The organism is Mucilaginibacter sp. McL0603, assembly GCF_049992945.1.
In the GTDB taxonomy this organism is placed as follows: Bacteria; Bacteroidota; Bacteroidia; order Sphingobacteriales; family Sphingobacteriaceae; genus Mucilaginibacter.
Genome location: NZ_CP188251.1, coordinates 4,503,094 through 4,526,643, shown reverse-complemented (window position 1 = coordinate 4,526,643; position 23,550 = coordinate 4,503,094). Strand labels below are relative to the sequence as shown.

26 protein-coding genes are annotated in these 23,550 nt (G+C 40.2%); 9 read left to right on the top strand and 17 right to left on the bottom strand.

Features of this window, described 5'->3' with window-relative positions:
• Positions 1–2: 2 nt before the first annotated feature.
• A complete protein-coding gene (locus tag ACPPVU_RS20735; RefSeq protein WP_426668647.1) occupies positions 3–1,802 on the top strand; it encodes a DNA polymerase III subunit gamma/tau in 1,800 nt (599 codons plus the stop codon).
• Positions 1,803–1,811: 9 nt separating this feature from the next.
• Here the strand turns inward: ACPPVU_RS20735 and ACPPVU_RS20730 are convergent, their stop codons facing one another.
• Both ACPPVU_RS20730 and ACPPVU_RS20725 read right to left on the bottom strand, forming a co-directional pair.
• Positions 1,812–2,237: a hypothetical protein gene (locus tag ACPPVU_RS20730; protein ID WP_426668646.1), complete on the bottom strand. Its 426-nt coding sequence runs from the start codon at positions 2,235–2,237 to the stop codon at positions 1,812–1,814.
• A gap of 67 nt (positions 2,238–2,304) precedes the next feature.
• A complete protein-coding gene (locus ACPPVU_RS20725) occupies positions 2,305–3,018 on the bottom strand; it encodes an outer membrane beta-barrel protein (RefSeq protein WP_426668645.1) in 714 nt (237 codons plus the stop codon).
• A 197-nt stretch (positions 3,019–3,215) separates the two neighbouring features.
• Here ACPPVU_RS20725 and ACPPVU_RS20720 point away from each other — a divergent pair, with 197 nt between their 5' ends.
• The 4 genes from ACPPVU_RS20720 (at position 3,216) to ACPPVU_RS20705 (ending at position 5,920) form a co-directional block, all read left to right on the top strand.
• Positions 3,216–4,445 (top strand): NADP-dependent isocitrate dehydrogenase, encoded by a 1,230-nt coding sequence (locus tag ACPPVU_RS20720; protein ID WP_426668644.1) that lies wholly within the window; start codon positions 3,216–3,218, stop codon positions 4,443–4,445.
• 78 nt (positions 4,446–4,523) lie between these two features.
• Entirely contained in the window at positions 4,524–4,739 is a 216-nt protein-coding gene (locus ACPPVU_RS20715) for a type II toxin-antitoxin system HicB family antitoxin (protein WP_426668643.1), read from the top strand.
• Positions 4,739–4,924, top strand: coding sequence for a type II toxin-antitoxin system HicA family toxin (locus ACPPVU_RS20710; RefSeq protein WP_426668642.1), 186 nt, complete (start codon positions 4,739–4,741; stop codon positions 4,922–4,924). The genes ACPPVU_RS20715 and ACPPVU_RS20710 overlap by 1 nt, the downstream gene beginning before the upstream one ends.
• Positions 4,925–4,939: 15 nt before the next feature.
• A complete protein-coding gene (locus ACPPVU_RS20705) occupies positions 4,940–5,920 on the top strand; it encodes a type I phosphomannose isomerase catalytic subunit (RefSeq protein ID WP_426668641.1) in 981 nt (326 codons plus the stop codon).
• A 79-nt stretch (positions 5,921–5,999) separates the two neighbouring features.
• Here the strand turns inward: ACPPVU_RS20705 and ACPPVU_RS20700 are convergent, their stop codons facing one another.
• The 5 genes from ACPPVU_RS20700 to ACPPVU_RS20680 form a co-directional block, all read right to left on the bottom strand.
• Complete coding sequence (locus ACPPVU_RS20700) at positions 6,000–7,481, bottom strand: PAS domain-containing sensor histidine kinase (RefSeq protein ID WP_426668640.1); 1,482 nt, start codon at positions 7,479–7,481, stop codon at positions 6,000–6,002.
• 359 nt (positions 7,482–7,840) lie between these two features.
• Positions 7,841–8,056, bottom strand: coding sequence for a hypothetical protein (locus ACPPVU_RS20695; protein ID WP_426672212.1), 216 nt, complete (start codon positions 8,054–8,056; stop codon positions 7,841–7,843).
• 35 nt (positions 8,057–8,091) lie between these two features.
• Positions 8,092–8,301: a hypothetical protein gene (locus ACPPVU_RS20690; RefSeq protein WP_426668639.1), complete on the bottom strand. Its 210-nt coding sequence runs from the start codon at positions 8,299–8,301 to the stop codon at positions 8,092–8,094.
• A gap of 383 nt (positions 8,302–8,684) precedes the next feature.
• Positions 8,685–9,809, bottom strand: coding sequence for a 4-hydroxyphenylpyruvate dioxygenase (hppD, locus tag ACPPVU_RS20685; protein WP_426668638.1), 1,125 nt, complete (start codon positions 9,807–9,809; stop codon positions 8,685–8,687).
• Positions 9,810–9,922: 113 nt separating this feature from the next.
• Positions 9,923–11,080 carry a homogentisate 1,2-dioxygenase gene (locus ACPPVU_RS20680; protein ID WP_426668637.1) on the bottom strand — a complete coding sequence of 386 codons (1,158 nt, stop codon included), beginning with the start codon at positions 11,078–11,080 and terminating at the stop codon, positions 9,923–9,925.
• A gap of 412 nt (positions 11,081–11,492) precedes the next feature.
• Here ACPPVU_RS20680 and ACPPVU_RS20675 point away from each other — a divergent pair, with 412 nt between their 5' ends.
• The 3 genes from ACPPVU_RS20675 (at position 11,493) to ACPPVU_RS20665 (ending at position 13,952) form a co-directional block, all read left to right on the top strand.
• The gene (locus tag ACPPVU_RS20675; protein ID WP_426668636.1) at positions 11,493–11,867 is read left to right on the top strand and encodes a four helix bundle protein; all 375 of its coding nucleotides are present in this window, start codon (positions 11,493–11,495) and stop codon (positions 11,865–11,867) included.
• A 90-nt stretch (positions 11,868–11,957) separates the two neighbouring features.
• Positions 11,958–12,953 carry a fumarylacetoacetate hydrolase family protein gene (locus ACPPVU_RS20670; RefSeq protein ID WP_426668635.1) on the top strand — a complete coding sequence of 332 codons (996 nt, stop codon included), beginning with the start codon at positions 11,958–11,960 and terminating at the stop codon, positions 12,951–12,953.
• A 108-nt stretch (positions 12,954–13,061) separates the two neighbouring features.
• Entirely contained in the window at positions 13,062–13,952 is an 891-nt protein-coding gene (locus tag ACPPVU_RS20665; protein ID WP_426668634.1) for a flavin reductase family protein, read from the top strand.
• On the opposite strand, the gene ACPPVU_RS20660 is transcribed toward ACPPVU_RS20665, so the two are convergent.
• From ACPPVU_RS20660 to ACPPVU_RS20630, 7 genes are all read right to left on the bottom strand, one after another.
• Positions 13,938–14,669, bottom strand: a complete 732-nt coding sequence (locus ACPPVU_RS20660; protein ID WP_426668633.1) for a L,D-transpeptidase family protein — start codon at positions 14,667–14,669, stop codon at positions 13,938–13,940. The genes ACPPVU_RS20665 and ACPPVU_RS20660 overlap by 15 nt on opposite strands.
• Positions 14,670–14,798: 129 nt before the next feature.
• Entirely contained in the window at positions 14,799–15,410 is a 612-nt protein-coding gene (locus tag ACPPVU_RS20655; protein ID WP_426668632.1) for a hypothetical protein, read from the bottom strand.
• 182 nt (positions 15,411–15,592) lie between these two features.
• Positions 15,593–16,339 carry a LytR/AlgR family response regulator transcription factor gene (locus ACPPVU_RS20650; protein WP_426668631.1) on the bottom strand — a complete coding sequence of 249 codons (747 nt, stop codon included), beginning with the start codon at positions 16,337–16,339 and terminating at the stop codon, positions 15,593–15,595.
• Positions 16,336–17,370 (bottom strand): sensor histidine kinase, encoded by a 1,035-nt coding sequence (locus ACPPVU_RS20645; protein ID WP_426668630.1) that lies wholly within the window; start codon positions 17,368–17,370, stop codon positions 16,336–16,338. The genes ACPPVU_RS20650 and ACPPVU_RS20645 overlap by 4 nt, the downstream gene beginning before the upstream one ends.
• A gap of 22 nt (positions 17,371–17,392) precedes the next feature.
• Entirely contained in the window at positions 17,393–17,731 is a 339-nt protein-coding gene (locus ACPPVU_RS20640) for a DUF4288 domain-containing protein (protein WP_426668629.1), read from the bottom strand.
• A gap of 19 nt (positions 17,732–17,750) precedes the next feature.
• The gene (locus tag ACPPVU_RS20635; RefSeq protein ID WP_426668628.1) at positions 17,751–18,572 is read right to left on the bottom strand and encodes a LiaF transmembrane domain-containing protein; all 822 of its coding nucleotides are present in this window, start codon (positions 18,570–18,572) and stop codon (positions 17,751–17,753) included.
• A 161-nt stretch (positions 18,573–18,733) separates the two neighbouring features.
• Positions 18,734–19,639, bottom strand: a complete 906-nt coding sequence (locus tag ACPPVU_RS20630; RefSeq protein WP_426668627.1) for an SAM hydrolase/SAM-dependent halogenase family protein — start codon at positions 19,637–19,639, stop codon at positions 18,734–18,736.
• A 119-nt stretch (positions 19,640–19,758) separates the two neighbouring features.
• Here ACPPVU_RS20630 and ACPPVU_RS20625 point away from each other — a divergent pair, with 119 nt between their 5' ends.
• Positions 19,759–20,919 (top strand): hypothetical protein, encoded by a 1,161-nt coding sequence (locus tag ACPPVU_RS20625; RefSeq protein WP_426668626.1) that lies wholly within the window; start codon positions 19,759–19,761, stop codon positions 20,917–20,919.
• Between the two features lie 81 nt (positions 20,920–21,000).
• Here ACPPVU_RS20625 and ACPPVU_RS20620 read toward each other — a convergent pair whose 3' ends face one another.
• From ACPPVU_RS20620 to ACPPVU_RS20610, 3 genes are all read right to left on the bottom strand, one after another.
• Positions 21,001–21,384, bottom strand: coding sequence for a LiaF transmembrane domain-containing protein (locus tag ACPPVU_RS20620; protein ID WP_426668625.1), 384 nt, complete (start codon positions 21,382–21,384; stop codon positions 21,001–21,003).
• A 227-nt stretch (positions 21,385–21,611) separates the two neighbouring features.
• Positions 21,612–22,664, bottom strand: coding sequence for an agmatine deiminase family protein (locus tag ACPPVU_RS20615; protein WP_426668624.1), 1,053 nt, complete (start codon positions 22,662–22,664; stop codon positions 21,612–21,614).
• Positions 22,654–23,523: a carbon-nitrogen hydrolase gene (locus ACPPVU_RS20610; RefSeq protein ID WP_426668623.1), complete on the bottom strand. Its 870-nt coding sequence runs from the start codon at positions 23,521–23,523 to the stop codon at positions 22,654–22,656. Before ACPPVU_RS20610 ends, ACPPVU_RS20615 begins: the two co-directional genes overlap by 11 nt.
• Positions 23,524–23,550 lie beyond the last annotated feature (27 nt).

Sequence of the window (23,550 nt, the reverse complement as noted above, 5' to 3'; positions counted from 1 at the left end):
CTGTGGAGAATTTTATTGTTTCAGCACGAAAATACCGTCCGGTTACCTTTGAAAGTGTTGTAGGCCAGCAACATATAACCAATACGCTAAAAAACGCGATTAAAAATAATCAGCTGGCACAGGCATTTTTATTCTGCGGACCGCGTGGTGTGGGCAAAACTACCTGTGCCCGTATCCTGGCCAAAACCATTAATTGCGAGAATTTACAACCTAATGGGGAGGCTTGCGGTGTATGCCCTTCGTGTACTTCTTTCCAGAACGGAAATTCATTTAATATTCACGAACTGGATGCTGCATCCAATAACTCAGTTGATGATATCCGCAGCCTGATTGACCAGGTACGCATACCGCCACAGGCAGGCAGATATAAAATATACATCATCGATGAGGTGCACATGCTTTCGCAGGCTGCTTTTAATGCCTTTTTGAAAACATTGGAAGAGCCGCCGCATTATGCTATATTTATATTGGCAACAACAGAAAAGCATAAGATACTGCCTACCATATTATCCCGCTGCCAGATATTCGACTTTAACCGGATTAAGGTGGAGGATATGGCTAACCACCTGGCATCGATCGCCCAAAAGGAAAGTATTAAATATGAGAATGATGGCTTGCACATCATCGCCCAAAAAGCGGATGGTGGTTTGCGTGATGCTTTGTCTATGTTCGATCAGATCGTTAGTTTCTCTGATGGCAATGTTACCTACCGTACGGTAATTGATAACCTGAACATACTTGACTATGATTATTATTTTAACATTATAGATAGCCTGTTAAAGGAAGATACCGCTGGTACATTACTGCTTTTTGATGAAATACTATCCAAAGGTTTTGATGGTTCTCATTTTATATCAGGTTTGTCAGAGCATTTCCGAAATCTTTTAGTGAGTAAGGATACAACAACTTTAAAGTTGCTTGAAGTAAGCGAAGGTATTAAAGCAAAATATTTGCAGCAATCCCAGGCATCTTCAGTTTCGTTCCTGCTTTCGGCCATGAATATTGCCAATCAGTGTGATTTAAGTTATAAGCTAAGCAAAAATCAAAGGCTGCAAGTAGAACTGGCCCTGCTCAAAATGTGCCATCTGCCGTCGGCATTCAATATGCTGACAGCCCCTGCTGCTGAAATGTCTGCTACGGCCGGGCAATTAAAAAAAAAACCTGATACCTCAGCCCCAAGCCAGCCAGTAGCCAATGAAGTATCGACATTAAATAATCGGCCCCCGATCATTCCTGTCGCAAAAACGCCTGTTAATGAAAACGAACTGATAAAAAATGCCAGCGAACCGGTAGCTGCTGAAAAGCCAAAAGTATTTATTCCCAATCTGAATGCTGCTTCAACATCGGTTAAAATACCGTCCCTGAAAAATTTAGGCAATGCTACAGCCGCAGAATTAGCTGAAGAAGAAGATCCTTATGTTAAGGGTGATGCAAAGGAAGATTTTACGATTAGCAGTTTTTTGAAATTCTGGAGCGATTATGCTGCCAAAATAAAAGCTGAACGTAATATGAGCCTGTTTACTATTTTTACGGCTAATGCACCGGTTATGCTAAAGCCTTATCAGTTTGAAGTTGTAGTAGCCAACAAGGTGCAGGAAAATCTTTTCCGCGATGAAAAACCCAGCCTGATGAACTATTTGCGTGTAGGCCTCAGGAATTTTGATATTGAAGTAAATACACGGGTTGATGAAGTAAAAGCTGCCAAACGGCCATATACCAACACCGAAAAATACCAGCATATGGCAAGCAAAAATCCACAGCTTGCTGAGCTGAGAAGACGTTTTAATTTAGATCTGGATTAATATTACGGTTCACCGCGGCCTGTCATTTTTAGGATATCCTTCCTCATCAAGATCAGTACGACTGTCTTCAGGAGTTCTTGATAGTATGTCGTCTATCGGGTCAACTTCTACAATTTGCCCATGATCAACATGCATACCTAACTGACTCACATCCGTTTCAAGTGATTCATTTGGAATATATTCATCCACAGCATCAAATGGATTGGCTTCATCATAAGTTGAATCCATATCAGCGCCATTTTTTACTGAAGTATTATAAGGGTCAGGATGATCATAATCAGGATCGTTGCTTTCCACATCATACTCAAAGCTATCATCATCTGCATTATAATGCAGATCAGTGGCATCAGATTCTTCTCCTAAACTATTCTTTAGTGACTTGTCCCTGTCCTGATTTTCATCATCAAACTGGGGGTAAAATGTCTTCCTGGCCATAATCATTGTTTTATAAATAAGTAAACAATAAAATTACAGTAAAGGATTTTAAAAAATGATATTTAATTTAGTGGAAATAGTTGATCTCTTTACGATAGGAAGCTATAACACCGACTGAAAACTTGACACCTACAGTAAATTGGGAAAAAGAATCATTAAGATGGCCGGATCTGAATCCATCAATTTCATCTCCAAATATATAATTGTACTGGTATCCGATGTCAATTTTGATATTAGGCTGCAAATACTGGTTAAATATTTTAAACTCATACCCCACTCTCAAAGGTAAAAACGTTTGATTGCTTTTGTCCTCACCAGGGGTGTAATAACCCGGAATTTGCGTAGAATACCTGTTAATGCTGGTAATCTTACCATAAATGATGCCTACCCCTGCACCAGCATACAAATTTTTCATTGAGTTGGCAAAATCACTTTGCGAGTAATCAATTACTTCCCCTAGTTGAAACTGTACCCTAAATGCATAATATTGATAATCGGCAGAAAACTGCCTTCCTAACTGATCATTGACTCCTCCTCCGGCCAGCTTACCGAATTGGCCTTCGAGGATATAATTGACAAATGGGGTTTGATTAAAGTCTATATTAAAGCTAAACGCCTGCGTAGATTTTTTTGTAACTACATCACCATAAAACTGATTAACACCCGCTGATGCACCAACATCAAATTGTGCAAACTCGGCACCCACCTGTGCTTTTGATATAATGACTGAGAAGCATATAATCAGGGTTAAAAGCGTGGCTTTGGCGATAAGTTTTACCATGATTTAAGAGGCGCTTTCAATGGATAAGAAGATGATTTTTAGTGTGTAACAATTTTATAAAAATAACTTTAATAACTGAACACTGAAATTAAATATTTGTTTACACTGCTATTGCTATTTTCAATAAACTATTTAATGAAATAGGTAAGTCATTTTTATATATTTGGAGCCATTTAAATTAAAAACAATACTACTATATGTCAAAAATTAAAGTAGCAAATCCGGTAGTTGAACTGGACGGCGATGAGATGACCCGCATTATATGGAAGTTTATTAAAGATAAGCTGATCACCCCTTATCTTGAGCTTGACATAAAATACTATGATCTTGGTTTGGAATATCGGGATGAAACAGATGACCAGGTAACCATTGATGCTGCTAATGCCATAAAAAAATATGGTGTTGGTATCAAATGCGCCACTATTACGCCTGATGAAGCGCGTGTAGAAGAATTTGGTTTAAAACAAATGTGGAAATCACCTAACGGAACGATTCGTAATATCCTGGATGGTACTGTTTTCCGTGAACCTATCGTAATGTCAAACGTTCCGCGTTTAGTGCCTAACTGGACTGCGCCAATATGTATCGGCCGTCATGCTTTTGGCGATCAATATCGTGCTACTGATTTTTTGACCAAAGGCAAAGGCAAGCTGACCATTACTTTTACACCTGAAGACGGTGGAAAAGAACAATCATTTGAAGTATTCAACTTTAAAGGTGATGGCGTAGCATTAGCTATGTACAACACTGACGAATCAATAAAAGGATTTGCACGTGCGTGTTTTAACCAGGCTTTGTTAAAGAAATGGCCTTTATACCTATCAACTAAAAACACCATTCTTAAAAAATACGACGGTCGTTTTAAAGATATTTTCCAGGAGATATATGAAAACGAATTTAAGCTGGAGTTTGAAGCCAACCAATTAACTTATGAGCACCGTTTAATTGATGACATGGTTGCTTCTGCTTTAAAATGGCATGGTAATTTTGTTTGGGCTTGTAAAAACTATGATGGTGACGTACAATCGGACACAGTTGCACAAGGTTTCGGCTCATTGGGGTTAATGACCTCAACATTGGTTACTCCTGATGGCAAAACAATGGAAGCTGAGGCTGCACACGGTACAGTAACCCGTCATTACCGCGATCACCAGGCTGGTAAACCAACCTCAACCAACCCAATTGCTTCTATTTTTGCATGGACAAGAGGCTTAGAATTCCGCGGCTTACTGGATAATAACCATGAGCTGATCAAATTCTGCAAAACGCTGGAAGAAGTTTGTATCGAAACAGTTGAAAGCGGCAAAATGACCAAGGATTTGGCTATCACCATTAAACCTAAAGTAGAACACGGTAAAGATTATTTATATACCGAAGAGTTCTTATCAGCTATCGATGAGAATTTGAAGAAGAAGCTGGGTAAGTAAAAATTTGTCTTTAGATAGTTGAACCCATTTGTAATTACAAATGGGTTTTTTGTTGAACTATTTAGTTATTTTTGGACTATGAAATTTACAGCAGTTATCGAGAAAGGCGAAAATGGATGGTTTGTAGGGCAAGTGGAGGAATTACCTGCCGCCATCTCACAAGGTAAAACCATTGAGGAATTGAAAAAGAATCTTTTGGATGCTATAAAATTGCTACTAGATGCTAACAAAGAAATCACGGAAAAAGAATATTTAGGTAAAACAATTATTAAAGAAGAACTCGATTTAATATAATGAAGCGTTCTGCTTTAATAAAGCACCTGGAGAAGAATGGATGTAGTCTTTTACGTGAAGGCGCTAATCATGCCATTTATATTAACCCTGCCAATCAAAAACAAACAGCCGTTGGACGGCATCAGGAACTCGATAATTTGCTTTGCAAAAAGATCTGTAAACAACTTGAAATTCCTTTTGTGTAATAATTTAATTGTACTATGTCAGCATTATATCCTTTAAAATTCAAAACCATATATAAAGACAAAATTTGGGGTGGTCAGAAGATCAAAACTTATCTGCACAAAGACTTTGGCAGCCTGCCTAATTGCGGCGAAACCTGGGAAATATCAGGTGTGAAATCAGATGTTTCAGTAGTGGCGAATGGTGAATTGGAAGGGGAGTCGTTGGCTGATCTTCTTGAAAAATATAAAGACCAATTAGTTGGTAAAAAGGTATATGATCATTTTGGAAACATCTTCCCGTTACTGATAAAATTTATCGATGCCAATGATGATCTGTCGATACAGGTACACCCTAATGATGAACTGGCTAAAAAACGTCATAACTCATTTGGTAAAACCGAAATGTGGTATGTGATTGAGGCTGATAAAGGATCAACATTAATAACAGGGTTTAACCAGCCTGTCACCGAACAGATCTACCTGGATAAGTTTAACAACGGTCATTTAATGGATATCCTGAACCGGGAAAATGTAACAGCCGGTGATGTTTTCTTTTTACCTGCAGGCAGGGTGCATACCATCGGTAAAGGTTTGTTAATCGCCGAAATACAGCAAACTTCGGATATCACTTATCGTATCTATGATTTTGATAGGGTGGATGATAATGGCAATAAACGCGAGTTGCACACCGAGGAAGCCCTTGCAGCTATCGATTACCATTTTTATCCTGAATACAAAACCAAATATCAACCCGAAAAGAATAAGGATGTTCACTTAGTAACATGTCCGTATTTCACAACCAACATAATGGATTTTACAGAAAGCACTTCAAAGGACTATTCAGGCCTGGATTCTTTTGTTATCCATGTATGTGTAGCAGGGGATTATGTAATTGAAGCTGATGGTAAACAATATCCTGTTAAAATGGGAGAATGCATCCTTTTACCAAAAACCATTAATTCAGTTGAATTAAAAACTACCAACGGGTTTAAAATACTGGAAAGTTATATTGAGTAACGAGTTATTAGTTTTGAGTAATGAGTTGTGAGTTATTGTGACTATACTCACAACTCATCACTTAGCCCTCATTACTAAATTAAACCAGTTTAATAGCAAACTTAGTGCCCTCATTCACCGTGCTTTCCAGGCTGATGGTACCGCCTAGTGCTTCTATCTGGTTGCGGGTGATGAACAGGCCTATACCTTTGGCTTCTGGATTGTGGTGGAATGTCTTATACATACCAAATATGCTATCGCCATAACGGTCCAGATCTATACCCAGTCCATTATCCTCAAAATACAGATAAACGCTTGAGCCTTCCCCGGCCGAACTGCATCGGATCACTGGTTTACGATCCGGGTGACGATACTTGATCGAGTTGGTCAACAGGTTTTGGAAAATACTTTCAAGGTAAGCTGGAATATAATTCACTTCAGGGCACTTACTGAAATCGTATTCTATATCTGCCTGTGTAGTATTAATATTGCTCTCAAGGGCAGATAATACATTTTTAAATATCGATTCCAGGTCAAGCAACTTTTTTTCCTTGCCGATCTCGGTTTGTATCTTAACGATCTCGCTCAAGTGATCGATGGTGGTTTTAAGACTCTCGCTTATTGACTTAATGTGGGAAAATATTTCCTTTTTGTCGCCTTCTTCTGCTGTCTGCTCGTGCAAGTTAACCATGAATTGCAGGTTGCCGGTATGCGAACGCAGATTGTGCGAAACGATATAGGCAAAATTTTGCAGGCGTTTATTCTGGTCACTTAACAAAGTAACTGCGTTTTGAACGTCGAGCTCCTTCTTTTTTATGTAATCGATGTTTTGGAATATACATCTGGCAGTTATGCATTGGCCATACTCATCAATTACAGCAACACCTTTTGCACGTAACCATATCTGGTTATTTTTTGCTGTACGGAATAAAAGTTCAAGATCAAAAGGCTGCGAATATTTGATGATATTATCGATAGCCCTGCTCATGATGTCACGATAATGCAGTTCAAAGAAACTTACTGTTTCTTCAATGGTCAGCTTTACCGTATCCTGCAGCTCAAAAATATCATAAACCTCACGGGTAAGTGAGAGCGTCATGCTTCTTACATCGATCTCCCAACCACCTATCTTGGCTATCTTGATCGTTTCCTTAAATAGAAAATCGTTACGGTTGGCCTGTAACCTTAAAAGTTTAAAATCATGTATATCGACAATTGAACCGGTGATCTTCGGTTCATTTTTATCGCCCCATTTTTTTACGGTACTTTCAAACCAGCGGTAGCCGGTCCTTTTAGTTAAAAGGCGTACCAATACAGTCTCTGCCGGGTCATGCAGATGTTTGTTGAGGGATTTTAAGAATACAGGCTTATCCTCATAATAGAGAATATTTTCAAAGAAAAAGTCATAAGACGAAGGGATATCCCCGGCATCATACCCCAAAATGGTATAAAACCCGGAAGACCACTTTACGTCTTTAGTGATGATATTATACTCCCATATCCCCGCATTTATGCTATTTATTAGCTCGGTAACATGGAAATCGCCATCATAAGAAACTTTGTCTTCTTTGGTAAAACTCATACCTTCAACTGGTCACAACAATTTTATGATGGTTAGTTAAATATTAATCATTAGTTCGGCTTAATCAGGGTTATCCGTTATCGCAAGCAATAGTGGTCGGATATTACAAATTAGAGGCCAATAATCTCAAGCAAATCCACATCATTAGATGCTTTCTTTATTTGCTTCATTTACAATCCGTTATTTTACGTAAAAAGCCCCCTATAAGTTCGGTTTTATACAGGGGTTTCACGATTTTATTTATGGTTGGGACTTAAATGTGGGCAATAAATTTCCCATATTTTATTGGCGTTCAAAGCTGTAATTGTGATGATCGGCTATTATTTTTTATAAATTCTATTCTAAAACGTCATTTCTATTTAATCAACAACACTTTTCTTTTCTAATTTTTTATGTATATCTACTGTCTCAATTAATGCGGCTGATCCATACCACAGATGCAGTTCCATTACCAGCGAACCTGCCTTTATTGCAGGATCAGTTTCTGTCAACTTTTTAGCTTCCTCAATACTGGTCACGTTGAAAATAAATATCCCCTTTATAGGTTGATCATCTAAAAACGGACCTGCAACAATTAATTTACCCTCAGCAGCGAGCTTTGTGATATTTTTTAGATGTGCTTTTTGCGTTCCGCCCTTGCAACTGAGTCTTTCGGCCTGTTTGGTCCGGCTTTTAAAAATGCCATTACATAGGTTTCCATCCCATATTCATCGGCCCCTAATTTCTGAGCCAGTTGGGGGTCATATTGTGAATTTTTAGATTGCGCGAAGCAATTGGCACTGGTTATAAGCAGCAGTACTATGATCAGGTTCTTTATCATTGCTTAGTGATTGGAGGATTAAATATACTAATCCTTAAACCGATTCTCAAGTTCTTTTAGTGCACCATTTATCCAATGGTTGGGTGAACATCCATTTCATTTTATTGATCTGTTTTTAGCCATTTTTCGTGCATAAGTTTAGCTTCTTCATGACTTAAAACTATCTTCAGTAAAGCTTTCTTCATAAGCTATCAACAATTCTTTTCTCTGTTCTTCATTCAGAGAATCAAAAAGATTTCCATTGTAATTATCATTCATTTTTTGGGATAATCTATATTGCTAAAAATAACAAATTTATAATTCTAAGTTCCACAAAAAAGCCGAGAACAAGCCCGGCTCAATATCAATCTAAATTCGAAATTGAAAATCCGATATCCGAAATTCTAGAGATTTCCCCTTAATTCCTGTTCATGCTCAATAGCTTCAAACAAAGCTTTAAAGTTTCCTGCCCCAAATGAGCGTGCACCTTTACGCTGGATGATCTCGAAGAATACCGTTGGCCTGTCTTCCAGTGGTTTGGTGAAGATCTGCAAAAGGTAGCCTTCATCATCCCGGTCAACCAAAATCCCTAACTCCTTTAGTGGTCCAAGGTCCTCATCGATATGGCCTACACGACTTAGCAAATCATCATAATAAGTTGTAGGAATATGCAAAAACTCAACGCCGCGCTTTTTTAATTCGGTAACGGTATCAACAATATGATCTGTAGCCAATGCGAGGTGCTGAACGCCTTCACCCTCGTAAAACTCAAGGTATTCTTCAATTTGCGACTTCTTTTTACCCTTGGCAGGCTCATTGATCGGGAATTTAACATAACCGTTCCCGTTACTCATTACCTTGCTCATCAGGGCTGAATACTCGGTTGAGATCATTTTATCATCGAATGTCAGGATGTTTTTAAAGCCCATTACCTCTTCGTAAAAGCTCACCCAATTGTTCATTTTATGCCAGCCTACATTGCCTACACAATGGTCTACATGCTTCAATCCGGCAGGTTCCGGGTTATAGTCTGTCTTCCATTCCTGGTAGCCAGGTAGGAATATGCCGTTATAGTTTTTCCGTTCTATAAATAGGTGTACCGTTTCGCCATACAGCTTAATACCGCTCGTGCGAACTTCACCATGCTCATCCTTTAAGATTTGTGGTTCCTGGTAAGGCGTAGCGCCACGTATAGTGGTTTGCTCAAAGGCGCTGTAAGCATCATCAACCCAAAGAGCTAATACTTTGACACCGTCCCCATGCTTTTTAAGGTGATCGGCTATAGGATGATCAGAGTGCAGGGGAGTGGTCAATACCAGGCGAATTTTATCCTGCTTTAATACATACGACGCTCTATCCCGCACCCCTGTCTCAGGCCCTGCATAAGCCAGGCTCTGGAACCCGAAGGCCGTTTTATAAAAGTGTGCCGCCTGCTTGGCATTGCCTACATAAAACTCAACGTAATCGGTACCGTTTAACGGTAAAAAATCCGTTGTTTTTTGTTGTTTATTTATGGTTAATGTTTCCATTTTCTTTTTGTTTTGCCTCACCCTGCCCTCTCCAAAGGAGAGGGTGGGAAAGTGATTTTATAAACGGTTCTTTTAAAGTCCTCTCCTTTGGAGAGGATTTAGGTGAGGCTTACTCACTCAGCCCAACTTTTATAATAATTCTCATCTTCAATCTTTATCGCATCCTCGGTTAACATCAATGGTCTGAAAGGGTCTATCATCACCGCCAGTTCATCAGTTGATTCTTTGCCGATGGATTTCTCTACACTGCCTGGATGCGGCCCATGTGGAATACCACCAGGATGCAGGGTGATCTGCCCCTTTACCACGCTCTTCCGGCTCATAAAATCACCATCTACATAATACAATACCTCATCGCTATCCACATTGCTGTGATTGTAGGGTGCCGGTATGGATAGGGGATGATAATCAAACTTGCGCGGTACAAATGAGCAGATCACGAAGTTGTTTCCCTCAAATGTTTGATGCACTGGTGGTGGTTGATGCAGTCTCCCTGTTATCGGCTCAAAGTTGTGTATCGAAAATCCATATGGATAATGATAGCCGTCCCAACCGATAAAATCGAAAGGATGTGTACCATAGATATAAGGATAGATGAGCCCTTGCTTTTTGATCAGTATTTTAAAATCACCTTTCTCATCATGGGTTTGCAGATTAGTAGGTAATTTCAGGTCGCGCTCACAATAAGGGGCATGCTCCATCAGTTGCCCATATTGGTTCAGATACCTTTTAGGCGATCGTATCGGGCTAAAACTTTCTACTATGAACAGGCGGTTATCCTCCGTATCAAATTCCATTTGATAAATGGTACCGCGTGGGACGATCAGGTAATCACCATACTCAAATTTGATATTGCCGAAACCAGTTTTTAAAGTACCCGAGCCTACGTGGATAAATATCACTTCATCAGCCTGGCTATTCTTATAGAAATAATCTATCATCGATTTGCGTGGTGCAGCCAGTGAGATATGCAGATCGCTGTTCACCAGTACAGGTTTGCGACTCTTTAAATAATCATCCTCCGGCTCAATTTTAAAACCGATGAGGCTGGTATGTTTCAGGTGCTTTTCGCGTGCTATCTTCGGCTCAACCGAATAAGGTTCGCCCAAAGTTTTTACAATAGTAGGCGGATAGGCATGATACACCAGCGAGTAAAGGCTCGAAAAACCCTCCGTAGATACCAGTTCTTCGGCGTATAAAGTGCCATCCGGCTTACGAAATTGCGTATGCCGCTTAGGCGGGATCTTCCCTAATGTATGGTAGACAGGCATGGTTTTAATTGTTTGAAAGTTGGAATGTTATAAGGTTGAAATGTTTTTATAATCAATCACTTACGCCATTCTGCTATAAAACGAATATGTAGCTATAATAGTTTTAAAAGCTCGCTGTAAGGGGATAACTTTTCAACGTTACAACCTTACAACTTTTCAACACGAAGTTAGTATTGCGCCAAAATGATCTTGGCAAGCACAGCATCCCTGAAAGAAGAGGCATCACTCATAGAAGTAAGCCCGAGGGAGAATAGAAAATGTGTTTGTATGCTCAGCATGGTTTTCTTATACGAAGTTAAGTGTATTATGTTTAATATGCAAGCATAGTATTGGTTGAGTAGGTTGATTGAGTTGGATTAAGTTGATTAGGTTGAGTAAGTTGATTATGTTTGGGGACCAAACCTTAATAATTATGGCTTCATTTACTGAATTGGAGACTTGGAAACAAGCGCGAAAAATAAGAATTTTCATATCTGAAATAGTTAAACAATTCCCATCCGAAGAAAAATTTAGACTTACCGACCAAATAATTAGATGCTCAAGATCCATAGGTAATAATATTGCAGAAGGACATGGCAGATTTCATTACCAGGACAATACCCGCTTTTGTATCATTGCAAGAGGGTCACTTTCTGAAACGCTTGATCATATCATTATAGCCCAAGACGAAAACTTAATTTCAGAAGATATCTTTAATAAATTTCAAATAGAATATGCCCGATGCCTTAAATTACTAAACGGTTATATCCAATTCATAAAAAAGAAAAAGAACAATGAATTAGAATAACCAACTAAATCAAACCCAATCAACCTAATCCAACTCAATCAACTTATTCAACCCAAAAATAATTAGCTTTGCTCCACCAATCTGCTAAATATGAAATTAGTATCCTATAAAACTGAGGACGATGAACACCTGGGCATTTTTGTGAACGGGCATATTTATAACCTCAACTCGTGCCATAAGCTGATCCCCAATAATATGAACGAGTTTTTATGGGGAGGCGATGAACTGATGGATCGCGCTAAAAAGGTAAATGACGATATCGCTTCGGGTAAGCTGGAGGCTAAGGAAGAATTATTTTTTGAGTTAATTGCCCCGGTTCCGCACCCCACATCGTGCAGGGATGGATATGCTTTCCGTCAGCATGTGGCGGTTGCAAGGCGTAACCGCAAGGCACCCATGATACCCGAGTTTGACCAGTACCCCATTTTCTATTTCACCAATCACAATGCCATACAAGGCGCGGGTGATATTGAGTGCATGCCCGACCATTTCAATAAGTTGGATTTTGAACTTGAAGTAGCCGTTGTGCTCAACAAAAAAGGCCGCAACATTAAAGCTGCTGATGCGGATAGCTACGTTGCTGGCTACATGATCATGAACGATATGAGCGCGCGTACCCTGCAAATGGAGGAAATGCTGCTGAATCTTGGCCCGGCAAAAGGGAAGGATTTTTCTACCGTGATCGGTCCGTGGCTCGTTACGCCTGATGAACTGGAACCTTACAAAATAGCCCCTAAAGCCGGCCATACAGGCAATAATTATAACCTGACTATGAGGTGCCATGTAAACGGCAAAGAAGTATCCAACGGTAACATGGGGGATATGGACTGGACCTTCGCTGAGATCATTGAGCGTTGCGCCTACGGCTGTGATGTACTGCCAGGCGATGTAATAGGCTCTGGCACAGTAGGCACAGGCTGCTTCCTGGAACTGAACGGCACAGGCTTATTAAACGATCCTAACTATCAACCCCAATGGCTGCAACCCGGCGATCTGGTAGAGATGGACGTAACAGGATTAGGCATATTAAGCAATGTAATAAAAAAGGCAGATAGCGATTTTTCTATATTAAAATTGAAAAAATAACCACCATGTCATTGCGAGGAACGAAGCAATCGCGAACCTTACAGGGCGAATATGCATGGTCTGCGATTGCCACGCTATCGCTCGCAATGACATATTATATTATGTAATATGTTATCTATAAACGTTAAAAACCTCTCCACTCCCGAATTACACAACTACTTGCAATATGCCATTGCACCACGGCCCATCTGTTTTGCATCTACAGTGGATAAGGATGGGAATGTGAACCTGAGTCCGTTTAGCTTTTTTAATTTGTTCAGTACCAATCCGCCAATTTGTGTGTTTTCGCCATCGCGCAGGGTGAGGGGTAATACTACTAAACATACGCTGGAGAACATACTGGAGGTGCCTGAATGTGTGATCAATATTGTTACTTATGATATGGTGCAGCAAACTTCGCTGGCCAGTGTGGAGTATCCCAAAGGCGTAAACGAGTTCATCAAATCGGGCTTTACACCTATTGCATCCAACATGGTAAAACCACCCCGTGTCGCTGAGTCGCCCGTGCAGCTGGAATGCGTGGTGAACGAAGTAAAAGCGTTAGGTGATGGTCCCGGTGCCGGTAATTTAATATTGGCAGAGATCAAGCTGATCCACATTAACGAAGCCATTTTGGATGCCGGGGGCACAATAGACCAGGAGAAACTGGAATTGGTAGCACGCCTCGGTGGTGACTGGTATTGCCGTGTATCAAAAGATAACCTGTTTAAGGTAGCCAAACCTGTACGTACCATTGGCATCGGTGTGGATAGCATCCCTTATGCCATCCGCAATTCAAACGTGCTTACGGGCAATAATCTCGGCCAGTTAGGCAATGTGGAAGTATTACCGGGTGATAATGAGATCGAAGAATATTGCCAGTCTGATGAAATAAAAGACCTCCTTGATGCCACCATCGGCGACAACCAAACCCGCGAACTGCAACTGCATCTCAAAGCCAAACAACTACTGGATGAAGGCAGGGTAGAGGAGGCGTGGAAGGTGTTATTGATCGGCTAACAGATTAGTTGCTTCGGTAAAAACATAACTCTTATTGCTTACTGATACGATTGGCGGCAGATGGGTTTTCTGGAATATATCATACCCCGTTTTAAGGTTCCGCCAAAAAGCGATGTTGGACGACGAGGCATAGGTTTTCATGTGTGCATCATCCATCTTAAAGGGTAATATGTTTAGTTCGATGGATTTTTGTCCGTGAAGGAAAGCCTCATAAACCAGGGTATAAATTTCGTCGATAACAGGATCAGTCATGGCAAAGCAACCTATAGAAACGCAATCGCCGTGTATCATAATGGCATCCCCGGTGTATTTTAATTTTTTTTCGAGCGCATTGGGATATCCTATATTGATGGATAGATGAAACGTACTCATCGGGTTGAGCTGTGACGGCTTGATAGTATAATACCCCTCGGGACTTTTGTTGTCGCCATCCTGTTTTTTTGTACCCAGCCCACCTGAGAAATTGCAAATGTCATAGCTTTTAAACAGCTTGTATTCCTTTCCCGAGTATACCCAAACCTGTAGAGTATTGGTTTCCTTTATTATCCTGAGGTAAATATGTTGATTATCATCCAATCCCATAGCATGTAGACTTTTTTGCAATCGTGGCCAAACTTTTCCCCGTATGTCGGCAGCACGTTTACTATCGGGTATATTGGATTGGGTGTTGACAAGCAAAAATAGGCCTATCAGTAAACTGTGGAGGATTTTAGGCATTGGGTTACAGGTTGATACAGATAGATACAGGCAAACTTGATGCCAATGGGAAATAGGGGGAATGGGGAACTGTCCGGTTGTCCAAAAGGTATGGGCCTGGAAAACGGACGGACAGTAAAGGGGCTGTAATTATGAAGTTGTTTTAGGCTTCTTCTTTACAGTGATATCGGATGATATTAAATTCAGGAGCATGATTTGTTTGTCTATCCAGGCGTATTTTTTGTAAAGCTTATCCGTCTCTTCTTTGGCCGACATGGATATGTGCTGGCTTTTCTTATTAAAAAAGACATCCATGTTCTCCAGACCTCCATCCATCTGCCATGGGCTATAAGATCCGCCTTTTTTATACATATCTTTAATGGATTTGTCACGTGCATCCAAAACCGGTACGATCGAGATAAAATAGGGCAGCGATTTGCAAACATTTAACTGCCTTTTGATGGTTACATTATTACAATCAAAATTTATGATGAAATACTTGCCTTTTTGCTTGTAGAAAATAAGGTTGTTGATTAGTTTGTAGCCTAATTGTGTGGTGCAATTTGAGTAAATGATCGGTGTATCAGGCCGGCCTATAATTAAACATTCCCCGCAATAGCTATGATACCATAATATGGTGTCTACATTCTCATTTCTAAGGGAATCAATTTTATCCTTGCTTAATTTTTCAATAACTAATTTTTGCGAATAAGCATAACCGTCCAATAACATCAATAATAGCAATATTGAATAAAATTTCATTAGGGGGCCTAAATAATAGCTGTTCAATTTATGAAAAAATACTGAGCTTTAAAAAAAATGGATAACCAAACGGAGGTCTTATAACATCACGTCATAGCAATGACGGCGGAGAGTGTGGTACTCAGCATGACACCCTTTTTTCAAAAGAGTTTCTGACACCGGAAATCAGACGTCCGACCTCATTAAATTCCCAGCACCTGCTTTAACTTGGCATATCCGGTTTTGCTTACGGGTATCTTTGCACCTGATTTAAGTATGGCGATGTGGGCATCCTTTTCATAGGGGTCTATACGGGTAATATCCTGTATTTTGATGATGTAGGAGCGGTGTACACGAACAAACTGACTACTATCGAGGGTCTGCTCAAAAAAGCTCATGGTCTTATTTTTCAGGTATGATCCTTCTTTGGTATGTACGCTTACGTAATCATCGTCGGCCTCTAAATATTCAACATCTGCAACCGGGATGATCTTCACCTTAGTTCCTGTTTTCACCACAATACGTTCATGCTGTGCAGGTGATTGTGCGGCGGTATCCAGCAGGTTTTCGGTTTGCCTTGCAGGTTGAGGCGCAGGCGCCTGTGCTAAAAATTTCTCAATCGCCTTGTTAAAACGTTCCTTACTGAAAGGTTTTAACAGGTAATCAACCGCGTGGGTTTCAAAAGCCTTGATGGCATATTCATCAAAAGCGGTGGTAAATATTACTGATGGTGGGTTCTCAACTAACTCCAGCATTTCAAAGCCATTGATCTTTGGCATCTGTACATCCAAAAAGATCAGATCGGGTTGATACTGTTGTATCGCTTTCAGGCCTTCAAAGCCATCATTACATTCCTGTAATACTTCTATTTCGTCTTTAAAATTCTGCAGATATTCAAGTACAACCATTCGTGCCAAAGGTTCATCATCAATAATCAGTACTCGTTTCATGCTTGCGGAATTTTAATAATTGTTGTAAATATATTATCATTTGCGTGAGTTTCAACAAGGTCGGTACGGGCAAAAAGCAAATCGAGCCTTCTTTGCACACCGCTCAGCCCAAAACCGGTGCCTCTTCTCGGCCGGGCAGTAGTGGGATCGTAAGGGTTTTGGATTATGATTATAAGGTAATTATCATCCCATTCGGCCCTGATGCTTACCGTTACACTTTCAGTAGTATCATATAAGCCAAATTTAATGGCATTTTCAACAATCGGCTGCAGTATCATTGGCGGTAGGGTACACTCCTGGCATTTGGTATCACAGCTGATCTCGGTCATTAAGCGATGACCGAAACGCACCTTTTCAATATCAAGGTATAGTTGCAGGTGCGCAAGTTCCTCAGTCAGCGTTACCTGCTGCTGATCGTCTTTCTTTAAGGTACCACGCAAAAAATCAGAAAGCTGGTGAATCATCTTCCGCGCTTCATCAGGCTTAAAACCGATCAGAGCATTAATAGAGTTAAGGCTGTTGAACAGGAAATGCGGTTGTAGTTGCTGGCGCAGGTTATATAACTCTGCATCACGGGCAAGCTTTTCGGCTTCGGATTTCCTTTTTTCATTTTCTTTCTGATCCAGTTGAGAATACCAGATCATACTGATCATGGCCATCCATCCCACAGCCAGGAAATTGGTAAAGAAACGAATGGTTAACGACTGAACAACGAAATTGCCATAAACCGGATTGCTGCTAACGTAAGGAAGTATCCAACGGCATCCCAATGAACAGGCACCTGCCAGGGCTACGCACCATATCAGAATATTGATATAGCTGCCTTTGCCGGGCTGAAAATATCTAAGGTTGTTATTGATGAGCCAGCACGCTGCACCAAGCAATATGGAGCTGATAAGGCCATCTGTTAAGGCGATATACCAGGTAAAACCGAAACCATGCACCAGGTAAGTTAACAGGGCGGCCCATACAATGCCTCCTGTTAAAAATGCTGTGCGTAGTTTGGAAAATGTTAACTGCGTATTAGCCAAAACGTGTTTTTTTTTATTTTGATTAATTATTTCTAACGCCCAACAAGGCTGATTTATGATGCGCCCAGGCCATATAAAGTTCAGGATCAGGCGCTTCGTGTATCTGATAGTATAATTCGGTGCCATCGGACAGGTCATTCAACGGATTGATCTCGGCTACATCAATAAACTTCCATTGTACCGGCTGACTTTGATTATTCATAAAGCTCTCCTGGTTATTGATACCCATCGTGGTTGCTTTTTCAAATGCCTGATGCTCGTCATTGGCATTTATCAGTCGCAGTTGCTCATCAAACTGGGCATGGTGCTTACCATCGCCGCTGATGATCCTGAACACTATTTTTGCTACGTACCAATTCATATCAAAAGAAATTTTAAGATTAATAGCTGCGGATATCTATCCCGGCAAAAATGGAAACACCTTTAAGTACCAGTATTTTTTCGCTACCAACGCCGGCAGTGCTTCTCAGCCTTTTATCATCCACGCTGGCAAATACTGCAGCAACATCTGATACCACCTGCCAGTTAGACGGTACCACTATTTTAGTACCACCGAATATCTGGGTGATGTCAAGTATAACCCGACCACTGATATCGGCCTGTGTCAGATCAAGTTCGGCACCGCCAAAAATGTTTACTATATCTCCACCTTTAAAATCTTTAGATAGAATGGTTTTTTTAACCCCGCCAAATACTGATACCGCATCCAGGTAATCATCGCTATAACTGTGTTTTGCTTTGCCGGTGAAATCGGTATTGGGCTGAGGGGGAGTATTGGGGTCGACAGGATCTGCCGATGTTACGTTTGGATCAAGCCCTTGATTTCCGTAAGCCCATTTATCCCAATGCTCTTTATTTTTGTCCCACCTGTTGCTGCGTTTTAATATCAGCCATAAACCAAATATAATGATCATTAGAGGCCAGGTGATCCGCCCCACATCACGACCTGGCAAAGCGGAGTTTAACAACCAAATTATGCCAACAAGTACCATAATTAGCCAGCCTGAATTTCTGAAATTATGTTTAGCCCCACTGTACGCACCTATTACAATTAATAACATAGGCCAACTAATGAGCCAGAAGGGAAAAAGAACCATGTCCAGTTGATGAAGTAGCAACACTGCTCCAACAACCAGTAGTATGATCCCCGCGAGAGCCTTATTATTCCGGGGCCTGTTTTGAAAATCTATATCGTTGCTCATGCTATTTATCCTATTTTAAATCTAATCTCAAAGCTAAAGTAATACTAAGGGCGAACCTATCAAATATTGGCGATATTAATAAACATCTCGGTAAGTGGGGATAAATTGTCGGTGAAAAATTATTAAAGTTTAAAAATTGTTTATGGCGGCAGTATTTACTGTTAATTTATACTTACTTCAACACTCCAGTCGCTGCCACTTGCTATGTGGTTGGTCTTTGCGAAATCCCCCTGGTTTAAGGCAAAGGATAGTTGCAGCAAGCTATTTAAGTAGGCCAGTGGTTTTCCTTCGGCTACTTCGCCAAATGTTTGGCTATAAGGCATATCTCCTTTGTATACAGGCTTGTTTTTATATAAAAGGGTTACATGTACGATATCACCATAATGTGGCTTTAATTGGTTGAATAGAGAATCCGGGATATTGGTCCAGACGTTCCCATATTGTACATCCAGGATGGAGATATTGCCTTTTAAAACCTTGCCATCTAAAGTCGCTTTCTGATAAGGAATGCTCACTACTTTTTTTGGCAGTAAAGGGCCAACCTGCTCATAAGTAATTACCCCGGCTGCCAGGCGTGCACCTGTATACGCATATACATCGCGACCGTGAAAGGTATAAGATTTTTGTGAGTCTTTTCTGCGGTTTACGGCCTCATCAATTTCTCTTATTTCAGCAATACCTAATGATTCGGCGATCAGGGTTAAGGTACCATTATCAGGAGTAACAATATAGTGACCAGACTTTGTTTTTAGCACGACAGATTTGCGGGTTGTACCAACGCCCGGGTCAACAACGGAGACAAACACTGTTCCGGCAGGCCAATACCTTACTGTTTGTTCGAGGCGGTAAGCGGCTTCCCAAATGTTGTAGGCAGGTATCTCATGGGTAAGGTCATACAATTTCAAGTCAGTTGAGACTCCGTTTGCCACACCCTTCATGGCCGAAACAGCGCCATCTTTAAGCCCAAAATCAGACTGAAAAACAACGATCTTGTTTTGTGCGAAAGCAAGTTGCGTAAAAACTAGTAATACGAAGATGAACGTAACTGCTTGTAAAAATCTAGTCATCAGAGTGCCTGGTTAAATTAAGCCTACAATTTAGTGGATTTGTTTGAAATGGGTATAGTTAAAATTTTGATTATTGATTGTTTGAGGTAGTAGTGATATATTGTGGCCGCCTTATTACAATGATGATGGAACAAGAATTTACAATTTCTAAGGGTCTGAAAATCGTTTATAGTGCATTAGCTATTTTTTTAGCTGGATTTGCATTTTTTCTTTTCAGCCTTGATAACTCCAAAGCTGGTCCCGTTGGGTTGTTAATACCAATATTCCTATTGATTTTTGCTTTTATTATAATTGTAAACCAGGTTAGGAGTAAAGTCATTATATCCGATATCAGTATAACAAGAATTAGTGTTTTTTCTAATAAAGAATTACTATTTACAGAAATTGAAGGTTGCAGAATTGGTCAGAAGGTAATTTACATCGAGCCCGTTTCGCCCTTAAATTCCAAAATAACGATCAATAATTACATAGATTTAAGAGATAGTGATGAATTGGTAAAATGGCTGAAGGAACATTTTACTGATTTGGATGCTGTAGACTTAAGTAATGAACAAAATAGGCTATTACAAAATCAGGACTTAGGATTAACAGAAGAAGACCGTACGGAAAAACTGAGCAGGGCAAAACAAATTGCTATAGCCTATAATATCGTAGGCTTTGCATTAGGGTTTATAATTCTTCTTTTAAAGAATAATTATTTGGCTGCGATTTTAGGGATACTATGTCCATTAGCAGGCATTATAGTTATGATATTTAGCAAAGGATTGATAAAATTTGTATCCGATAGCAAAAGAAGTATTTATCCATGGATTGTTTTAGGATTTATGACTCCGGTAATTACTATGCTGATAAAATCTATAGGTGATTATTCTATATTCAGATATAATCATTTTTGGCTTCCTTTTATACTTGGAAGTTGCGTTATTTTTATCTTGTTAATCGCCATCGGACTAAATAAATCTATAAAGTCAGTTGTAGTACAAGTTGTCTTTATGCTTATTATTTCGATTATCTATACATATGGGGCTACATTGCAAGCTAATTGTGCATTTGATAATTCTAAACCAATAATATTGCAAACGACTGTTGTTGGGAAATTTTTTCGCCACAGCAAAGGAACTGACTACTACTTGACGATAAGCCCCTGGAAAGACGGACCACAGCCTCAAGATATATCTGTTTCTTACTCAATTTATGAAAAAACAACTCCGGGGAGTTTAATAAATGTAAGTTTAAAGAGAGGAACATTAAATATTCCATGGTTTTATATTGATAAATAAACTCGCAAGCTTACATCACAAAAAAGCCGGATAAGTTTTTACTCATCCGGCTCATAATCACTATTAATCGTATTGTTTATGTTATAGCTCCTTAAAGCTGCTGTCTTTATATTCGGTATCAATGATATTGGTATCGGCCTTTTTATGTTGTCTTAATATCATCCATGTACCTGCTGCAATGATGGCTATTGGCCAAACTACACGGTCGGCATTGTCAAAGTTTTCAGTGAATAAAAATGCCATACCTAAAATGATCATTATCGTAGCGAGAGGCTTCCTGAAATGATGTTTAACACCTGAGTACACGCCTACGGCAATCAATATCATTGGCCAGCTAAAAAGCCAATCAGGTACAAGATCAAACTGACCGATAAGTAATAAGCTACCGATAACTAATATAATAGCACCTACAGTAGTCCTGTTTTTGTGCTGTTGTATGTTGGGGTTTTCTATGATCGTTTTCATTGTTTTGAATTTTAAATCTTACTCAAAACTACAGCGATAGCACAGATACGGCAATCAAATGTTGGTGGTATGCTTAAAGAAGTCGGTGAGGAGTGATAAAGGGTCGGTGAATAGATGTTTAAACTTTGATAAGGAATGGGTGTCATGCTGAGGCACTCGAAGCATAGTGGGCAAAGGCCCCTGCGCTCACCCCTCGAGTGCCTCAGGGTGATACCCTTTTTGTTTATTTATAAAGCAGGTTCCTGCTGGCTGAGGCAATGGAAACTGCCCAATCCCCAGATAATATCTGTTGAATCAATGCCAATCACTTTTCTATTAGGGAAACATTGGGTTAAAATATCCAATGCCTTGTCGTCATTTTTAGAGCGATAAGTAGGCACTACCACAGTTGCATTGCTGATATAGAAATTAGCATAAGAGGCAGGTAAACGCTGACCGTCATAGTAAACCGCATCAGGCATAGGCAGTTCTACAATATTCAATTGCTTGCCATTCAGCAGGCGCATGGTTTTAAGGGTGTCGAGATTTTCCTGCAGGATATGGTAATTCTCGTCGTTTTTATTTTCTTCAACTACGGTAACCACGGTATCCTCGTTTGTAAAACGGGTAATATCATCAATGTGGCCATCGGTATCATCGCCTATAATACCATCGCCCAGCCATAATACCTGCTCAACACCATAATAGCTTTGCAGATAAGCTTCTATTTGCTGCTGATTTAAATGCGGATTACGGTTTTGGTTAAGCAGGCAGGCAGTAGTGGTTAGCACAGTTCCTTTGCCGTTAAAATCAACTGAGCCACCTTCCATCACAATACCGGGATGATAAACCGGCAGGTTAAAATGCTTCGCAATTTTGGTCGGGATCACATCATCCAGATCATATGGTGGATATTTATTACCCCAGGCATTATATCCCCAATCAACGATTACTTTTTGTTTGGTATCGCTATTGATCAGAAACGCAGGGCCATGATCGCGGCACCATGCATCATTGGTTGGAAATTCAAAGAATTCTATCTTTTTAAGGTCGACACCAACAGACATCAATTGCTCTTTGGCAAAAGCAGCCATTTGTTCATTAACTACATTAATCCGAACCAATTCGCCGTCGGATACTGCTTTGATAAACTCACAGTAAGGCTTATAGATCGTGTCGATCTTTCCCGGCCATGATTCTTCCTTGTGCGGCCAGCTAAGCCAGGTAGCGGTATGTGGTGCCCATTCGGCAGGGAAATGAAATCCCTGCGAAGCAGGTGAATTAGAAAAATCAATCTTCATCGATCAGGCGTTTTGTGATGGGCTGATAGGAGTCAATTCTTCTGTCCCTTAAAAATGGCCAGTGCGTACGGTAGTGGTCCGTTTTTGACAGGTCAAGTTCCTGCACAATTACTTCTTCATCAGTATGTGATGCCTGATGAATGATACTTCCAAAAGGATTGGAAAAGAATGATCCGCCCCAGAATTTTAACTCTTCTTCCTGCCCAACACGGTTAACGCTTACTACGTGTACACCGTTGGCCACTGCATGAGAGCGCTGAATGGTTTGCCATGCGTTATATTGCTCAGTATTGGTAGCATCGTCCTGGCTGGTTGCCCAGCCGATAGCTGTAGGATAAAATAATATCTCGGCACCCATTAGTGCAGTGATACGGGCAGCTTCCGGATACCATTGATCCCAGCAGATCAATACACCTATTGTAGCATACTTAGTTTTGAATACTTTATAACCCAGATCACCGGGGGTAAAGTAGAATTTTTCATAAAAGCCGGGATCATCCGGGATATGCATTTTGCGGTATTTGCCGAGGTAAGACCCATCAGCATCTAAAACAGCGGTAGTATTATGGTAAAGTCCATGAGTACGCTTTTCAAACAACGAGGCTATAATAACCACATTTAATTCTTTAGCTACTTTGGATAGCTCATCTGTAGATGGGCCGGGAATAGCTTCGGCCAGCTTAAAATTGTCGTAATTTTCTACATCACAGAAATACAGTGAAGTAAATAACTCCTGCAAGCAAACAATCTGAGCGCCTTTTGCAGCCGCTTCACGCACCTTTACAATCGCCTTTTGCAAATTCTGCTGTTTATCAGCTGTGCATGACATCTGCACCAAACCAACCTTTACTTTAGCCATTCCCCTTAATTTTTGTGCAAAAATAAG

Bases quoted from the DNA above. Each gene is read 5' to 3' on its own strand.
- ACPPVU_RS20730 (WP_426668646.1), bottom strand. From the start codon at position 2,237: ATGGCCAGGAAGACATTTTACCCCCAGTTTGATGATGAAAATCAGGAC.
- ACPPVU_RS20725 (WP_426668645.1), bottom strand. From the start codon at position 3,018: ATGGTAAAACTTATCGCCAAAGCCACGCTTTTAACCCTGATTATATGC.
- ACPPVU_RS20720 (WP_426668644.1), top strand. From the start codon at position 3,216: ATGTCAAAAATTAAAGTAGCAAATCCGGTAGTTGAACTGGACGGCGAT.
- ACPPVU_RS20715 (WP_426668643.1), top strand. From the start codon at position 4,524: ATGAAATTTACAGCAGTTATCGAGAAAGGCGAAAATGGATGGTTTGTA.
- ACPPVU_RS20710 (WP_426668642.1), top strand. From the start codon at position 4,739: ATGAAGCGTTCTGCTTTAATAAAGCACCTGGAGAAGAATGGATGTAGT.
- ACPPVU_RS20705 (WP_426668641.1), top strand. From the start codon at position 4,940: ATGTCAGCATTATATCCTTTAAAATTCAAAACCATATATAAAGACAAA.
- ACPPVU_RS20700 (WP_426668640.1), bottom strand. From the start codon at position 7,481: ATGAGTTTTACCAAAGAAGACAAAGTTTCTTATGATGGCGATTTCCAT.
- ACPPVU_RS20690 (WP_426668639.1), bottom strand. From the start codon at position 8,301: ATGATAAAGAACCTGATCATAGTACTGCTGCTTATAACCAGTGCCAAT.
- hppD (WP_426668638.1), bottom strand. From the start codon at position 9,809: ATGGAAACATTAACCATAAATAAACAACAAAAAACAACGGATTTTTTA.
- ACPPVU_RS20680 (WP_426668637.1), bottom strand. From the start codon at position 11,080: ATGCCTGTCTACCATACATTAGGGAAGATCCCGCCTAAGCGGCATACG.
- ACPPVU_RS20675 (WP_426668636.1), top strand. From the start codon at position 11,493: ATGGCTTCATTTACTGAATTGGAGACTTGGAAACAAGCGCGAAAAATA.
- ACPPVU_RS20670 (WP_426668635.1), top strand. From the start codon at position 11,958: ATGAAATTAGTATCCTATAAAACTGAGGACGATGAACACCTGGGCATT.
- ACPPVU_RS20665 (WP_426668634.1), top strand. From the start codon at position 13,062: ATGTTATCTATAAACGTTAAAAACCTCTCCACTCCCGAATTACACAAC.
- ACPPVU_RS20660 (WP_426668633.1), bottom strand. From the start codon at position 14,669: ATGCCTAAAATCCTCCACAGTTTACTGATAGGCCTATTTTTGCTTGTC.
- ACPPVU_RS20655 (WP_426668632.1), bottom strand. From the start codon at position 15,410: ATGAAATTTTATTCAATATTGCTATTATTGATGTTATTGGACGGTTAT.
- ACPPVU_RS20650 (WP_426668631.1), bottom strand. From the start codon at position 16,339: ATGAAACGAGTACTGATTATTGATGATGAACCTTTGGCACGAATGGTT.
- ACPPVU_RS20640 (WP_426668629.1), bottom strand. From the start codon at position 17,731: ATGAATTGGTACGTAGCAAAAATAGTGTTCAGGATCATCAGCGGCGAT.
- ACPPVU_RS20635 (WP_426668628.1), bottom strand. From the start codon at position 18,572: ATGAGCAACGATATAGATTTTCAAAACAGGCCCCGGAATAATAAGGCT.
- ACPPVU_RS20630 (WP_426668627.1), bottom strand. From the start codon at position 19,639: ATGACTAGATTTTTACAAGCAGTTACGTTCATCTTCGTATTACTAGTT.
- ACPPVU_RS20625 (WP_426668626.1), top strand. From the start codon at position 19,759: ATGATGATGGAACAAGAATTTACAATTTCTAAGGGTCTGAAAATCGTT.
- ACPPVU_RS20620 (WP_426668625.1), bottom strand. From the start codon at position 21,384: ATGAAAACGATCATAGAAAACCCCAACATACAACAGCACAAAAACAGG.
- ACPPVU_RS20615 (WP_426668624.1), bottom strand. From the start codon at position 22,664: ATGAAGATTGATTTTTCTAATTCACCTGCTTCGCAGGGATTTCATTTC.
- ACPPVU_RS20610 (WP_426668623.1), bottom strand. From the start codon at position 23,523: ATGGCTAAAGTAAAGGTTGGTTTGGTGCAGATGTCATGCACAGCTGAT.